The following is a 15,554-nucleotide window of genomic DNA, read 5'->3' on the forward strand; positions in this document are numbered from 1 at the left end:
GCACGGTCCCCATGAATTCAGTGTCGTTCGATCATTGCCGGCCCCAGTCAATCGCACAGCCGGTCGGTGAGGGGAGGGAGCGGGGATCGCCATCGGGATGGCTCCTGGTGTCGATGCCATCTGATGAGCTGATGCGGGGTTCGGGCCTGGCGGTGACGCGCATGATGATCCAGCGGATCGACGAGAAGTGACGGAATGCGCCGAGCGGGGTCAGCAGGCCGGGCGGCCAGCGCGCGTTCGTCGGCGCTCGCGCCGTGATGGTGCCGGCCGGCCCGTGCGGTCCTCGCCCGCACAAGCGCTGCCAGAAGGGCATCCCGCCGTCGTCCGCTTCTGAGGGTCGTCGCGGTGCGCGGTCACGACTGGGGCTGGTGTGCCGTCAGGTCGATGAGGTGGTGCCTGCCCTGCAACAGGCAGGTGATCTCCCAGCCGGTACGCCGGCCCAGCACTCCGGCGACGGTGAGGCCCAGGCGCTCGGCGAGCTCGCCGGCGTACAGGTGGACCGACGCCTCTACCAGGGCGGCATGGGTGTCGGTGGCGGCGCGGATCCGCAGCTCGCGCCGACTGCGGTCATACAGCCGCCGAGTAGTTCGGCGAGCCTGCCGAGAGCTGACGTCCCGGATCGCGTTCAGGGCGCTGCGCGCCCGGAAGTGCTCGTACCGTACTGCACCGGTCGGCTATGTTCCTCACATTGCCGACACCCCCTCCCCTGGAACGCGCAGCGAAATACACGCTGTTTGCCCCGCGGACCCCAAGACAATTATCTGCCGTCGTGTGCGCATTCGCCTGCAGGCCTTGACTGTCGATGGAAGGTGTCGATATCAGATACGCAGCCCCACACCGCCGAACCGGCATGGAATGCGTGCGTCCACGCTGGAGGAGCAGCAGGTGGAGCGGTTGAGCTGAAAGAGGGGGACGACATGTCATTGCCCGATCTGACCAAGCCCGTGGTTTCCGACGACATTGCTCGGTTCGGCGGAAACGGGCAGCCGAGTCCGGTCGCGAAAATCAATTACAACGTTCCCCTGCCAGGGGCGTACACGATCAATCGCATCGTGCCGATGGAAATACCAGGGGAATGGTTCTCCGAGGGCAGTACCCGGCTAGGTTCGTCGCTGATCGACCTGGGTGTGGTTCAAGGCGACGAGAACAGCCTCCGCGGCATCGACATCGAACGACTCGCCCAGTTCTACCGGCGCACCCTGCCGCCGACCGCACGCCCGTCGCTGCGGCACGTGGCGAAGGTCGACGGTGATGTGGAGCCGCTGCTGACGGACGCCACCAGGCCCGGAAGCAAGGGCGACGTCCAGCGACTGGCAGCCGATCATGACACCGACGCGCTGAGTGTGCTGGAGCGACGGCAGCTTGTCGCCGAGCCCGACGACGTGGAGGTGCAGCGGCGACGCGTGCGCTCTTACATCGACAGGCTCAGTGACGCTCAATCCGCCGCCATACCCGCCGTCGCCAACGCCCGGGTCCTGCCCACGATCTCATTGCCTGTGCAAGGCCCTGGCCACAGCATCCAGGAGCTCGCGGTCAACCCCGTGGCGCCCCCTGTGCCGCAACTCGCGCTTGTCGAGACGTGGGAACTGCGGTCGTTTCTGGGCGACTACGGGCTGGGGCGGACCGTGCAGACGTTCTCACTGCTCCCGGGTGAGCGAACCATGATCACCATGCAGACGTGGCGCACAGACGCGGCCACCCGCGAGGACGCCACATCAATCTTCGACTCGTCGGACATTGCTGCGCAGAGCCGCTTCGCAGACAGCGTCACGTCGGAGACAGGTTCCGCGTTCCAGGACCAGGGCGGCTGGGCCCTCTCGGTTTCGACCAGCGCATCCGCGTCCGCGAGCTTCGGGATCGTGCAGGGGTCAGCGTCGGTCGAGGCGGGATTCTCCGCCAACCACCAGGAGGCCAGCCAGCGTTGGGCGAGCGACATCAGCCAGGCCGCGAGCGAGCACGCGAACCAGACCAACAACAGCCGCCGGCAGGCCGTGGAGCAGTCGTCGACCACCACCACGTCCAGTGGCACCACGACGACCACGGTCAGGGAGATCGCGAACACCAACCTGCGCCGGGTCCTCAACTTCGTGTTCCGGGAACTGAACCAGACGTACGAAACACATGTCGTGCTGCGCGACATCAAGGTGGCCTTCTACAACGGCCGGGCGGGATCGGCGGAGGTCGTGCCGTTGCCCGATCTGCGGCGTCTCATCACCCGCCACTTCCCGCCGGGGCGGCACGCTCAGGTGGCCGCGTTCGTGCTGGGACTGTGCGCCGAGCGACTGGACGCCGACGGCAATCCGGTGGCGGTGTTGCAGAAGGGCGAGCGTCGAGATGGTCGCCACTACACGTGGCAGGACGCCGCTCTGGACGACAACGGCGACCTTGACTTCGACGGCGATCCGCTGTCCCCGAAGGTGCACTGGCGGTTCAAGCCGGGAGCGCTGACACCCGGGGCTCGACGGCAGATCCGGGGACTGATCACGGACACGTCGGAGATCGTCTTGCGCACCGACAACATCGTGGTCGAAGCGCTGTTGGGCGAGGCGGACGCGCTGGACCCCTACGCGTCGGCGCTGCAAGCTCTGGACCTGGAGTCCCGGCAGGCGGACACGGCGTGGCGCATCGCAGACACGCGCCGGCTTACGGACGCGCTGGCACTCGTCAGCGATCTGGCACCGGAGAAGGACAAGATCGACGCCTGGACCAAGATATTCCCCGAGACACCGGAGATCGAGGTAGTGCCTGTGGCCGCCGTCAGCAACGACGACTCCCAGTAGGCGGCCATGGCAGCCAGTGGCGACTACTCGGGGGTGCTGCACTCCAGCCAGGTGGCCGGATACACCGGTGCCGAAGGGTACACAGGCGTGGTGCCCGTCGTCGGCGCCTCGTCGGGCAGCGACGCTCCGGTGACGACGGTCGCGCAGCCGCTGAGCGACGAGACCCTGGCCCGCGAGTTCGGCGTGCTACGGGCGGCGCCGACCCGCTCGGGCGGGCCAGGACCGGGGCGCAGCGAGTCCGCTGCCGACGCAGTGCTCATGGAGCGTGGCGAGGCTCCCGGCAAGGATGCCGCGCTGGGCTACGCGGTGCCGCCACCGGCTGCGGACACGCCGATTGACGAACGAGCCGCAGAGGAGGCTGACGTGGTATCCACCATGGCTGCCGATGCGCTCACTGCCGGCCAGGCCCTGGCGTTCGCCGACCTTGTCGCAGGTCTGACGCGTACACAGCAGAGGCTGGCAGCCCGGCCGGAGCCCACGCCCTACCAGGCCCTCGAGCAGGCGAAGGCCCTTCTGCGGCGCAGCATCGTGCCCGATCTGCGGATCTCACCGTTCGTGCCGATGCCGGGGCTGGTGCCGAACTCGCGGCTGCCGTACCCGCAGGATCTGATCGGCGCGGGCGCCGACGCGCTGCGTGAACAGGCCGCAAGGGCCGTTGCTGCGACCCGCCCCGGCAATCTTGGACTCGCCTTGATCCAAGGCGTCGGCCTCGGCCTGCTGGACGCGGCCGTCGGCCAGGCACAGGGCCTTGCCGAGGACACGACGGGCGACCCGCTCACCAACTCCCTGCGGCGGATGGGCCGCATCATCGACGGCATCGACGAACGGATCTCGCTCGGGGAGAGCCCGTGGGAGGCCGCGAACTCCGTGCTCAACCCGATGACCCGCGTACTCATCAAGCCGGTCGAGGCAGACCAGCTCGCCGGTGAGGCACTGCGCGTCGCCCCACGGGACTGGCAGCGCGCAGTGGAGCTGTCCCGTGAGTCCGGGCGGGCCATGGTCGACGCGGTTTTCGGGGTACTGGAGACGGCGGCCCTGGCTGAGCGGGGAGTCTCCGCCTACCGCAGGTACGGGCCTGCCTCCCGACCCCGCGCGGTGCCGCCGACTCCCCCGGTGGCTCCCGAACCGCCTGTTCCGGCGTCGCCGTCCCGCCCCGGCGGGACGGCGGCTGCTCAGCCGCCCGCCACTGTGCCCGTGGTTCCGGTGGAGCCGGGCAGCGGGGTGACGGGCAAGGTCTACCGCAACGGCGTGCAGCGTCTGCCGACGCGACCGCTGTCGCGGCCCCATCCGATGGATCGGAACCTTCCGGTGTTCGACCGTGACTACGTGCGGATGAGCAAGTCCCTTCAGCGAGGCCTCACCGATCACGCCCGTGCCGTCGCCGCAGGACGCCAGGAGCAGCTTCCCCTCGGCCGCCGGCTGGACGAGCGCATCCGGCAGCCGGGTGGCTCGGCACGGCTGCGCAACGCCAAGGCGGTGTTCAACCAGTTGGAACGCGAGACCGTTCTCGACAATGCGCTGGCCCATCCGGACCACGCCTACCTTCTGCAGGTGAAAATCCTCGGTGTCCGGCTCGAGGACGGCACCCTCGTTCCGGTGGAGACGATCAACCGCTCCTTCGGCGCACGCCGAGGACGGATCGCCGACCACCTCGACATGGCACCGGACGGCACCTTCACGCTCGGCGAGAACAAACGCTGGACCTCACTCGTGAACAGCTACTCCGAAAGCGGCGGAGTTACCGGTGGACGCATCAACCCCGGCTCGACGCTGGGCAAGGAGATTGCACGCGAAGCGCACCCCTTCGAGTACGCCTCCCAGCGGCCCGGCGCGAAAGTGGTCGTCCAGGGGCAGGCACTGGATGGCCGTGGTGTCACCACCGCTCTTGACCCCGGCAGCTACCGAGGCTCGACGCCGACACCGTACGGGGTGGTCTCGGGACAGTGACCGCCAGCTCCCCGGTTACGTGCAGCAGCCGGGAACTCGTCCTGCACGAAGCCGGCGGCGGCGGCGCTGATTCAGCGTCCCGTACTGCTCAGCGGGCATGGCGTGATCCTTCGGACGCATTACGAAGAAAGGGTGACTGACAAGGGCTGACACAATGAGGCGGATCGGCCCCGTGGGCCGTGTCCGGGCGATGAGTCGAGCGTTGTCCGACGCGTGGGGGAATCACCGTGGATCGTGTCGGATGAGCTGTGGGCGCGGATCGAGCCGCTCCTGCCGCAGAGGGAACGCGGCTTTCCGGTACCCGGGCCGTAAACCCGCTGCCGGACCGGCAGGTGCTGTGCGGGATCCTGTACGTGCTGCACACCGACAGCCAGTGGGAGTACCTGCCGAAGGAGCTCGGGTTCGGCTCGGGCATGACGTGCCGGCGTCGGCTGCGGACTGGAACGAGGCCGGGGTCCGGCAGCTGCTGCACGAGGTCCCGCTCGCCGAGCTCAACGCCGCCGGCAGGCTTGACCGGCCCGCTGTGTGGTCGATTCCTCCCACGTCAGAGCGCTAAAAAAGGGGAGCCACACGAGCCCGTCACCGGTCGACCGGGGCGGACCCGGCTCCAAGCACCACCTGATCACCAGCGGGCACGGAACCCCTTTGGCGGTGATCTTGACCGGCGGCCACGGCAACGACGTCACCCGGCTCCTGCCCCGGCTGGATGCCGTCCCGCCCGTTCGTGGCCGGGTCGGCCGACCGCGCCGCAGAGCGGTCGCGCTCTACGCGGACCGCGGCTACGACCACGACAGCTACCGCAAGCGGGTCCGCGCCCGCCATCGCACGGCGCGGCACCGGGCACGGCAGCGGCCTGGGCGCCCCCAGGTGGGTGATCACGTGGACCTCTGCCTGTCTGACGGCTTCCGCCGGCTTCGCGTGCGCTGGGAACGACGAGCGGACATGCACCAGGCGTTCCTCAAACTCGCCTGCTGCCTGATCAACCACCGGCAATTCAAGTATTCAGTTGATTGTTGTGAGGGTGACCAGCCCAATGATCTGGGAGGTATACCGCGCGGAAGCCGGTTGCTGAGCCCGTACAACTGCGGCCCCGGTCTATCACAGCCCTCCTCTCCATCACCGGCTGTTCAGACAGGCTCGAAGATCGGCTCGGGTACGGCATCGGCCACGGTGTAGGGCCGGAATCCCGGATCGGTGAGGATCCGGTACAGGAACTCCGTGGCGGACATCTCGTAACGGTCCCACTCCTCGGCGTCCTCCATCTTGGCGAGAACCGGCCATGCGTCCACCGCGCCGTCCGTGACCTGCCAGAAGAACTTGTCGGCCGCACGCGAGATTCCCCACGGGATCAGGCCCCGTGTCGTCCCGGGCTCATGGATCCGGTAGGGCGCGAACGGGCCGTCCGAAGGGTCGTCGTGCTCCAGCAGTACGCGCCACATCCTCAGCAGATCCGCCACGCGGGTTTCATCAGTGCACAGCACCGACACCACCCGAGAGAACTCGCCGACGCCGAACGCCTGGCACAACTCCTTGTAGTCAACCGGCAGTTCGGTCCCCAGTTCCGCTTCGATCTCCGCCCAGGGCTGCGCGGCGTCCCGCGCGTCATGACCTGTGGCACGGAGAAGAAGGCCCACCCACATGAAAGAACCTCGCTTGCTTGTTCACGGATATGTTGGCCAGCATGAAGTCCGGACCCGAACGCGGTCGCGGACCCTACCAGGCCGCACCTGCATCCGGACGGTCGGGAACGATCAGGGCGCTGTGCTCGTCGGATTGTTCCGAGGTTGCATCCGCGCGGAGCGGGTGAGGTTCGGGCCCGTCACTCTGTCAGAAGATGCCGCCGAAGGGGTTTCCGTAACTGCTGTGGTAGCCGCCGGAGTGGTGGCCTCCGTGAGCGCCAGAGGCTCTGTAGCCGTCGTCGTAGTAGTGGCCGTCGTAGCCGCCAGCGTAGGGCCATCCCCAGGACCTCTCAGTGGAGTTGACACCCGCGGGTGAGGGGAAGCCATTCAAGTGCGAGGGGTGCCGATTCAGTTGGGGCCACTGACCTTTCGTGATGACGATCCACCACCTGCCGTTCGATACTCGGTCACCCGGCACCGAGCACTCGTCCTCCACCGCCTTGCGGGCGTTCGCGTCCCAGTCGATCCTGGCCACTCCGCCCTCGACCAGATCTGCGAGCGCCGTCAGCAGGTCGGCGGCATTGAGTGGCTCCACGGCTTGCCGATATCCGCTGGGGAGCGCGTGGGCCGGCGGCACGTCATGGCGGAACACGTACACGACGGCCGGGCGGACCTGGATCCACTTCCACACCGCCCTTTCGGCCAGCGGCTGACAGCGCTCCACCGTCGCCCGGTACATCTGCTCCTGACGCCGGAGCCTCTCCTCCCGCTGGAGGTGTAATCGCTGCTGGATGACCTCCGTCACGGGCCGGTACTCCTCGCAGGCCGCATCGAACCGCTCCTCGAACCGTTTCCGGGCCCGATCCGCACGACCCGGCAGCCACCGCAGCCACCAGGGGCCCGACTCCTCCTCACCAAGCCGCTCGGCCGCTTCGGTGACCGCCTTCCGGTACGCGCCCGCCGCGTCTTGCCACTGCCGGCACTCCTCCTCGGTACCCGGGACAGCGCTATATCCCAGGCCACCGCTGTCCCCGGAGACAACGTCATAGAGGGCAACCCGCCCCAGATGGCGCAGGTCGACGAGCAGTTCGACATATACCCACCGTACGGAGATCAGCCCGCAGCGATCCTCGACCATGTGTCACCACCTCTCCTGACCATTGTCAGCCCCGCACACCGTGGGCGGAACGCCGCGACGGCGAGAGAGGGACCTGTGCTGGGGCTTGGCAGGAGATCGCACTGTGCGCGGGCCCGCGTCGAAAGGCTCCGCCTCAATCGCCGAGGCCGCGTCACCCCAGCTCCGGGTAGATCCGTCCCCAGCGGGGTCGGATAGGGCGCCAGCCGTCGCGCACAGTCGGCTGACGAAGAACAGCTCGGCGAGGCCGGCGATGGAATGCTCGCCGGTGGCGCGCTGCACGACCACGTGGGCCTGCTGCCGAGCCGTCAGCTTGTGTTGCTTGCCCTTCAGCGTGCCCTTCGCCCTGATGACCTTCCGGACGGGCAGACGGTACAGCTGACCGACGGGGTGGCGACTTGGCGGGCGTCCCGGCCGCCGGGGACTGGTCAAGTCACCGGCGGCCGAGACGAGGGGCATGCGGCGGCGTCCGATCCGCCGAGGAGCGCTACAGCGCCTTGTTACTGCGTCCGTCGCAGTACGTCCAGTTCCCGGACTGCGAGGTGGGCACGTAACAGGTGACCTGCCGCCGCGTGCCGGTGTTGTCGTTGACGCCGTAGATGGTGACCGTTCCCTTGAACCAGTATCCGGCGCGCCCGGTGTAGCCGCTTCCCGGCGTGGCGAACCAGCCGGTGCAGGCATAGGTACCGTTCTGGTTGTGCCCGCAGACATCCACCTCGTCCGAGTAGTAGGTGGACACCGCGACCTGCTGGCCGTTCGATCCGGCCTGAGCGGTGGTCGCACCGGCTAACGGTGCGGCGAGCGCGCCGACTGCGGCGACGGCAAAGGCCAGTTTGCGGATGCGTGTCATGTTTCCCTCCCACCGGGCCGCCCGGAAGGCGGCAAGGACAACAATTGACACCTATGGTGCTGATCCAAGCAGCGGTAGCGCGTCCTCATTCGGTCTGGACCGAATCAGGACATCTCGCCCACCATCGATGAGCAGGCTGAAGTCGGGTGCTGGTTGGCACTTCTTGGGGCCCCAATCACCGTGACCCCACCCCTTCTGCCAGGCTTCCGTCCCCGTCGGCGGGCGACGCCGTTGTCGCCTTGCGTGTGACCACCTGCCCCGGGGTAGCAGCGTGCCGGTGACCGACTGCACGTCGATTTCCAGGACGCGGGCGGCATGCCGAGCTCGTCCTTGCTGGATCGTGTGTGGAGCGAGAGGCGGCCCTTGACCAGGGCGCTCGCCGAAGAGCCGCCCGAGGCCCCGCAGTCCTGATCACCGGCCTCGCTGCCGAACCGGCTCACGCCGCAACCCCTCAGACAAGCGACGGGCCGCGCACCGTTGTCTCCTTCGGCGCTAACGGCGTCTCCGCCCTGAGCGCCGGCGAGAGCTGCACGCGTACTCGAGGCAGCCCTAAGCTTGGCGTTTATGGTTTGCGGTCGAACATGGCCTCGAACTTGCTGATGGGTTTGGTTGTCCCCCGGACGTGAGGGCGGCCTTCGTCTGATCCTGTGCTCCGTCACATACGTCAATCGGTCGACCTGCTGGAGGACGATGGGCGCGTACCCGAGGCGCCGGCGTGGCTGCAGCAGTGGGCCGCCGCCGGTGGGCTGGCCCGCCCTGGCCCGCGGTCGCCCCGCTCTGGGCAACCACGAGCCATTGTTCGCTCGCCCAGATCCTGGTGCAGAAGGCCGCAGACCCTCTGGGGATCGGTGAACGTCTCCTCCTGTCGTCCGCCGAGGCGTACGTGCGTTCCCGTGCCGACGTCACTGCGGCACGGGCGGTTCAGGAATGGGAAGAGGCCCGCTCCTCCCTCCGCGCAAGCAGGATCAGGCTCGCCACGATGCTCCTGGACGCCACCCGCGCCTACGAGGACCCGCTCAGCCGGATCGCGGCGTTATGTTGCTCAAAGAACCGTTTCTCCTGGGTGATTTGCGGTCGTTGTGGGGTCGCGGACCGTATGGTGGGTGTCTGGGCTGCGCGCGGCGTCGGGGGATTCACGGGAGGGTGCGTGGACGCGCATCGCACATCGGGGTTGAGGGTCTTCGTTCCTTTCAAGTACGACCTGGGTGGGACCGTTGCCGACACCAGGTGCCTCGCGGAGGTGTTGGAGGCGCGGCATGGCGAGGTGGTCGTGGACACGACACTGCTGCGCAGTTGGAACCTGTCCTATCTTGCCGGGCACGCACCGGTTCTTTCGTGCACGCTGCCCGGCGGGGAAGCGGTACTCGCCGGAGCCAAGTGGAGCTTCGACTGCCGGATGCGGGTATACCCGTGGCTCGGCGTGGTGTCGGTCGACTTCACCTTCGCCCTGAACGAGGGAACGGCTGATATCGAACACTTCTACGACGACCTGGTCGAGTGGAAGAACCGGGACTACCTGCCCTACCTCCACCAGTGCGACGCCTTCAGCGAACACTTGCATCTCCATATCCCGCCCGGTCTGCGGTCCGGTGCCTCCGATGTGTACGGATCCGCGGTGCGGGCACTGCGGCAAGCGGCGTCGGGCATCATCGAGCCCCGGCCGTTCTGCTACGCCTTTCACGACTTCCGCCTGTGCTTCATCGGCGGCCTCGGTGACCTGCCCGACGAGCGGGCCCGGGGTCTGCTCTTCCGTATCGCGCGACCACCTGGTGCCGCGAACCTCAGCCGGGGCCGCGGGCCGGCTCGGGAGCCCCGCACCGGCAGCCGTCTCACAGGCCGGGCCGCCCCAGGAAGACCGGCAGCGCCTCCGGCCTCAGCCCGTGCACCGACCGGTGTTGCGCCGCAGTCACGGTCGTGGGAACGGTGACTGTCGACGGCCGGCAGCAAGCGCACTGAGGCGGTCGCCGATGACGGAGACACCGGGGCGGGGCTCGTGCGCGTAGTACCAGGGCTTGCGTCGGCGCAGCAGCGCCTCGCCGTGCTCGCTCCAGGTGAATCCGGGCTTCCTCAGCAGCTTTCGGAACACAGCGTCGGCTGTCTCCGGGTGAGCGGCAGCCAGTCGGCGGATCGGCAGCGGCCCGATCGTCTCCTCGCACAGGTACGTGCGCAGCAAGTCCCGGTACTGCCTGCGGCCCCCGAGCACCGGGTCCGCGAAGAGGTCTCGGAGCATTCCGTAGTCCGCGTAGAAGTTGAGCCCGTCGACCCGGTCGTAGATGACACCGACGGTGTCCGAGCCCGCCAGTTCCTGCGGCAACTCGAAGAGGGGCAGGTCCAGTCCGGGCAGCCGCCTGCCCCGGGCGCGGTCGGGCTGTGCGGCGACGGCGGCCTCTTGGCGGTGGCGGTAGTAGGCGTTGAGGAGGTCCTCGGCTTCGACAGGCGGAAGGACCAGTTCGTCGCCCCCGCAGAACTCGACGAACGCGGCCCGGTCCTCCCGCATCGCCTGCCACCCCTGCTCGACCTTCTGGGGGTTGCGGAAGACCAGCTCGGGTCGGCTGGTGGCCAGTTGGAGAGCGGCCTGGGCGATCTCGGTTGCGCTGGACTCGGGGTAGCTCGACATCGCCCCGGACACCAGCCACGCCCCGCCGGCCGAGTGCACTGGTACCAGACAGGTGTGGAGGAAGCCCCCCTTGGTCACTCCGCGGAACGCCGCCCGCCCGACATTCGAGTACGTGCGGTACTCCAGGTCGTCGACCAGGTTCAGCAGAACGAGGGCATCCTTTTCCTTGCGCTGGATCTCGAAGATGCCCTCGACCGGGTCGCGCCAGCCGAGCAGCATCTCCCGGTCGACCGCGGTCAAGTCCTTCCGTTCGGCGACGAACCGGTCCACCACGGTCGAACCGTCCGGCAGGCGGTACCGCAGGATGAAGTGGTCGACGATCCGGATCGCCTCGCCCTCGTCCAGCTGCCGCTCAGGCCCGGCGGCCTCCAGCAGGAGAGGCGTCAACCACCGGTCGAAGCGGGAGCTCTGCCCGAAGGCGACCATCTGGCCTTTCAACTCGGCACTGCGCTCGATGAGGTCGGTCAGCAACCGTCCGCCGACTTCCTGGTGCGTGCCTTGTCCGGTGTCAGCCATGTCCAGCCCTTCCACACAACCGGTTCCCCGTGGGTGCGACGTGCCCGACCTCAACCGGCCCAGTGATGGTACGCCGCGATCCACTGAGCACCCTCGGGCGCCGGGCTGGGCAAAGGCAGATCAAGGATTCCGATCGACTGCCGCACGCCGCCGCGAGAGCACAGGGCGACGATCCTTCCGTCCGGCGTGAGGTCGATGCCGCCCACGGTGACCTCGACGCCGAGAACCACGGTGGTGAACGGCAGGTCGAGATGCTCCTCAAGCATGGTGAACAGACCGGTCAACTGCTCGTCCTCGTTGTAGGCGTCGACAGTCGCCTCTTCGATCATGGCTTCGCGCTCGGCCGTGTCCAATGCGCTCATGGGGCAACACTGGCGACCCTCGGGGTGACGCCGGGCGGCCCGGCACTCCTGCTCGCGGTCGGTTGGACTCACACGGATGCGTGTACCACTCGGTAGCGGAGCGTGTGTTCGCCGTACCCGGGAACCGGGAACGGCGAACAGGGAGGGGGTTGTCACTGGCCGGACGAGTTCGCCGAGTCGCACAGGGCTCAGCCGGGGGGTACGGCCGACACGTCGAGGACGAGAGTCAGAGTGCGAGTCTCCCCGGAGTACAGGCCGCCCAGCTCGATCAGAGTCTCCGTCCGGGGTGGCGCTCACGGGCAGTTCGTTGACGCGCTCGACCCCGGCCGTACGGCTGGCTCCATCCGCAGCAGCAGGCTGACAGCCTGGGCGGCCTGGGACAGCAAGCCGTCGACCTGGGCCGCCGCGCTGAACTGCGCGGCGGCGTAGAAACCCGGGTCTAGGTTCGCGGAAGTGGGACGTTCTGTGACAACTGGGGAGACTTGTGCCTTCTCTGCCGTCATGGCTGGCGCTTTAGCCGATGCAAGTTCCCGTGCCGCTGACACGGACGCGTGGGTCACCCGCGCGCAGCGTCACCGTGAGTTCGCCGGGGCAGCCCAGGTCCTCGCCCTGATGCAGGGTGAGGACGGCGTCCTCGGGGACCAGGCCGAGCTCACGGGCGTATGCGCCGAACGCGGCGGCCGCGGCGCCGGTCGCAGGGTCTTCGACGACGCCGCCGACTGGGAACGGGGCACGGACATGGAAGACGGTGGCCGACTCCCGCCACACCAACTGGACCGTGGTCAGGTCCAAGCGGTGCATCAGGGCTTCGAGGCGCGCGAAGTCGTACGCGAGATCTGCGAGGCGCGCGCGTGTCGCCGCCCCGAGAACGAGATGGCGGGCACCGGCGAACGCGATATGGGGCGGGAAGGTCGGGTCCAGATCGGCGGCCGGCCAGCCGAGCGCCGCGAGCGCCTCCGTGAGGTCGGCGTCGGCGATCTCCTCGATGTGCGGCTCGACACTGGTGAGTGTGGCCCTGACCGTCCCGCCCTCCACGGCCACCTCCACCGGCACGGCGCCGGCACGCGTCGCGAATACCAGCTCCCCGGGGCCTATCCGCTCGGCGAGTGCGACGGCGGTCGCGACGGTGGCGTGCCCGCAGAACGGCACCTCGGCCTTGGGGCTGAAGTAACGGATGCTGTACGCCCGTCCCTCCTGGCCGCCGAGGCCCTCCGGGGGCGCGGTCAGGAACGCGGACTCCGAGTACCCGAGGTCGGCGGCGATAGCCAGCATGTCGCTGTCGTCCAGGGCGGCGGCATCCAGAACGACGCCGGCGGGGTTTCCGCCGTCAGGGGCGCTGGAGAAGGCGGTGTATCGCAGTACCTCGGGCCGCGGCGCATTCGTCGTCATACTTGCGGCAACGCGGGGCGGGCCCGCGGCTATTCCTGGACGCGAGTGGAGGCGGGGATGGCCCCTGCGGCGAGCGGTGATGATCGTATCGGCGAGGTCGAAGAAGGCGTCGCTGACGACGGTGCGCAGCTCGTAGCATCGGGCGAGCCGGTGGAAGGCATTGCGCCAGGCGTGGGTGCGGTCGACGTGCCCACGCTGACTGGCCTGGATGGGCGCCCTCTCGCCTTTGTGCGCGATGCGGCCGTGGACGCCGCGTTCGCTGGGCGGCGCGCGTGTCTTGTCCGAGTCGTAGCCGTCGTCCAGGTGCACGGTGATGTCGTCGGGCAATGGGCCGAGGTCGTCCAGGCGGTCCAGGGTGGGTCGAGCAATGGAGAGTCGTGACGGTTGGCACCGGCCAGGACGCGCCCTGGGGAAATGCCGTATCCATCCGTCATGCCCGAGCGTTCGAGGCCCTGTTTGCCGCGGTCGAGGACGCGGCCGACCATCCGGTCGTAGGACTCCACTGCGATCGCTCGAGCCGGGAGAAGACGCCGAATCGTATCCACTCGTCGCGACGGTTGCGGATCGCGGTAGCCGAACAGGCCGTGTCGGCGATCGCCTCGTAAGAACAGCTGAAGCGCAGCAGGTGCAGTAGCTCGTCAAAGATGACCCGGACGCTGATGCGCCGGCGCTAGCAGCCGAGCGGATGGTCCAGGTGGAACTCTGGCCGCTTGGGACGCAGGGGCGCGAATTGGCCCCGGAACGGTTCGGTCAACCATGTCGGAAGGGCGGACACAGGTCTCCCCAGTGATCACAGAGCTTCGCAACTCCATGGTGACCAGGATCGTGCCCGTTCTGCCACCGAGGTACCCCACCGCGTCAATCTGCGCGGCCTCTGAAACCGGCGCCGCGCACCCAGGCTTTCTCGTGATCGAAGGCCCGCAGAGGAACCTCGGTCAAGGCGGCACCCTCGGTGCGGTGATCGCCGCCGCCGTCGCGATCGCTGAGCCGTGGATCGCGTGGCGCAGGAGGACGGGCCGCCGTCCGTCGACGCCCCAAGACCGGGGAGCAGCCGGCCGGGCACCGGCCCGGCCGGCCGGCTTGGGCCCGCTGCCCCAGACCAGGACGGGCCACACCAGCCGCAGAACATCCCATCGCTGCCGTGGACCGGGCCATGGAACACACGTTCCCGCGAGTGATGGCGCGCTCCCGGCGCCCGCCTGGCCGCCGCCTACGAGGCGTCACGGTGTGGGCAGGCCCCCCGGGCGGGCTGGGCGGCCGAAGCGAACCGGCACACCCGGGGAATACAGCACGCTCACCGGCGGTCCGACCGGCGACGGCAACCCGGCAGCGGTCACCAACTCATCCTCACAGCAGAGAAGTTCGGCTCGGTGCAGCGGCCATCGCGGGTGGGTGTTGGGCAGGTACACCGGCCGGCCGAAGAAGGCGTTGTGCATGCCCCAACGGGCGGTCAGGAAGTGTTCGAGGGCGGTCGGCTCCTCGATCCGCTCACCGATTCGCACCTTTATCCGACAGTGCGCCCGACGCGGCCCCGGCCAGCGTCGGCTGCTGTCATAGGTGATGGTGTCGGCTTCGCGGTGGATCGCCATCCGGGCCCACATGTAGGGCAGCTGGAAAGCGCTGCGGGCGACGGCCACCGGGAGCAGCCGGGACGCCTCCAGCGAGCGGAACACCACCCCACGCCGGCCGTGCCGGTCCACCGAGTAGAGCCGCACATTGGTCTCCGGGAAGGTGCCGAGGTATGGGATGCCCGGCACCCTGAACCAGCCCACCCGGTACATCCGGAACGCCACCAGGCCGATGTAGGTGAGCCCGTCATGGGTGTCGGGCACGGTCCCGGCCGGCAGCAGCGGCGCCACGTCCGCAGGGTCGGCCGCCCAGTGCAGGAACGACAGGTCGAGCCAGGACTGCGTGAGTAACGTGTCCGGTACTCCGCGCACCGGGTCGGGCGTTATCGGCTCTGCGGAGTCAGGGGCGAGCGACATCGCAATAGCGTCGCACACCCTCACGGCCAACGACCCGGGGCACCCGCGCCCAGCCGTCGTAGCGCATGCCGCACTGCTCCCAAACTCACCCGCGACCGCACGGCTGTGTGCCCGAAGACGTACACCGGCGCTGCATGCTCAGGCAGCTCCACCGTGCGCCGCACCAACACCTCGTCCCGCACCTCGTGCGACTTGGACAGGCAATCCACCCGCTGATGCGGCTTCAGCGCCAGGCCCATACTGCACCGCTCCGGGATCTGTGGAGGCTCCGGCCTGCCCCGAGTTACACAGAGTCGGGATACCTGATTTCACGCTACAGGTTCTGCACGCAGTTCGTACTCCACTGGGCTGAGC

11 protein-coding genes and 2 pseudogenes are annotated in these 15,554 nt (G+C 68.4%); 4 read left to right on the top strand and 9 right to left on the bottom strand.

All coding sequences use genetic code 11. The annotated features are described in order from the left end of the window. Positions 1-31 precede the first annotated feature (31 nt). Positions 32-313: a hypothetical protein gene (locus tag ABZ876_RS37135; protein ID WP_361790179.1), complete on the bottom strand. Its 282-nt coding sequence runs from the start codon at positions 311-313 to the stop codon at positions 32-34. 421 nt (positions 314-734) lie between these two features. Here ABZ876_RS37135 and ABZ876_RS37140 point away from each other — a divergent pair, with 421 nt between their 5' ends. From ABZ876_RS37140 to ABZ876_RS37150, 3 genes and pseudogenes are all read left to right on the top strand, one after another. Beyond that, on the top strand, positions 735-2,780 hold the full coding sequence (locus ABZ876_RS37140) for a hypothetical protein (protein WP_361790182.1): 2,046 nt from the start codon (positions 735-737) through the stop codon (positions 2,778-2,780). Between the two features lie 6 nt (positions 2,781-2,786). Continuing rightward, positions 2,787-4,727 carry a hypothetical protein gene (locus ABZ876_RS37145; protein WP_361790185.1) on the top strand — a complete coding sequence of 647 codons (1,941 nt, stop codon included), beginning with the start codon at positions 2,787-2,789 and terminating at the stop codon, positions 4,725-4,727. A gap of 213 nt (positions 4,728-4,940) precedes the next feature. Beyond that, positions 4,941-5,708: pseudogene (locus tag ABZ876_RS37150) on the top strand (IS5 family transposase); the annotation flags it as partial. A 146-nt stretch (positions 5,709-5,854) separates the two neighbouring features. Here ABZ876_RS37150 and ABZ876_RS37155 read toward each other — a convergent pair. The 3 genes from ABZ876_RS37155 to ABZ876_RS37165 all read right to left on the bottom strand — a co-directional run bounded on the left by ABZ876_RS37155 (position 5,855) and on the right by ABZ876_RS37165 (position 8,331). After that, positions 5,855-6,361, bottom strand: coding sequence for an SMI1/KNR4 family protein (locus ABZ876_RS37155; protein WP_361790188.1), 507 nt, complete (start codon positions 6,359-6,361; stop codon positions 5,855-5,857). A gap of 193 nt (positions 6,362-6,554) precedes the next feature. Next, a complete protein-coding gene (locus tag ABZ876_RS37160; protein WP_361790191.1) occupies positions 6,555-7,484 on the bottom strand; it encodes a hypothetical protein in 930 nt (309 codons plus the stop codon). A gap of 484 nt (positions 7,485-7,968) precedes the next feature. After that, positions 7,969-8,331, bottom strand: a complete 363-nt coding sequence (locus ABZ876_RS37165) for a hypothetical protein (protein ID WP_361790194.1) — start codon at positions 8,329-8,331, stop codon at positions 7,969-7,971. A gap of 715 nt (positions 8,332-9,046) precedes the next feature. Between ABZ876_RS37165 and ABZ876_RS37170 the strand changes: the two genes are divergently transcribed. Next, positions 9,047-10,258, top strand: coding sequence for a hypothetical protein (locus ABZ876_RS37170; RefSeq protein WP_361790197.1), 1,212 nt, complete (start codon positions 9,047-9,049; stop codon positions 10,256-10,258). Here ABZ876_RS37170 and ABZ876_RS37175 read toward each other — a convergent pair. The 5 genes and pseudogenes from ABZ876_RS37175 to ABZ876_RS37195 form a co-directional block, all read right to left on the bottom strand. After that, positions 10,238-11,464 (bottom strand): hypothetical protein, encoded by a 1,227-nt coding sequence (locus ABZ876_RS37175; RefSeq protein ID WP_361790200.1) that lies wholly within the window; start codon positions 11,462-11,464, stop codon positions 10,238-10,240. The genes ABZ876_RS37170 and ABZ876_RS37175 overlap by 21 nt on opposite strands. Positions 11,465-11,514: 50 nt before the next feature. Next, positions 11,515-11,826, bottom strand: coding sequence for a calcium-binding protein (locus tag ABZ876_RS37180; RefSeq protein WP_361790203.1), 312 nt, complete (start codon positions 11,824-11,826; stop codon positions 11,515-11,517). A gap of 513 nt (positions 11,827-12,339) precedes the next feature. After that, positions 12,340-13,215: a PhzF family phenazine biosynthesis isomerase gene (locus tag ABZ876_RS37185; protein WP_361790209.1), complete on the bottom strand. Its 876-nt coding sequence runs from the start codon at positions 13,213-13,215 to the stop codon at positions 12,340-12,342. A 69-nt stretch (positions 13,216-13,284) separates the two neighbouring features. Beyond that, a pseudogene (locus ABZ876_RS37190) lies at positions 13,285-13,990 on the bottom strand (IS5/IS1182 family transposase); the annotation flags it as partial. A 445-nt stretch (positions 13,991-14,435) separates the two neighbouring features. Beyond that, positions 14,436-15,200 (bottom strand): DUF2071 domain-containing protein, encoded by a 765-nt coding sequence (locus ABZ876_RS37195; protein ID WP_361790206.1) that lies wholly within the window; start codon positions 15,198-15,200, stop codon positions 14,436-14,438. Positions 15,201-15,554: the final 354 nt, after the last annotated feature.

It is taken from the genome of Streptomyces sp. NPDC046931, assembly GCF_040644655.1.
Lineage (GTDB): Bacteria > Actinomycetota > Actinomycetes > Streptomycetales > Streptomycetaceae > Streptomyces.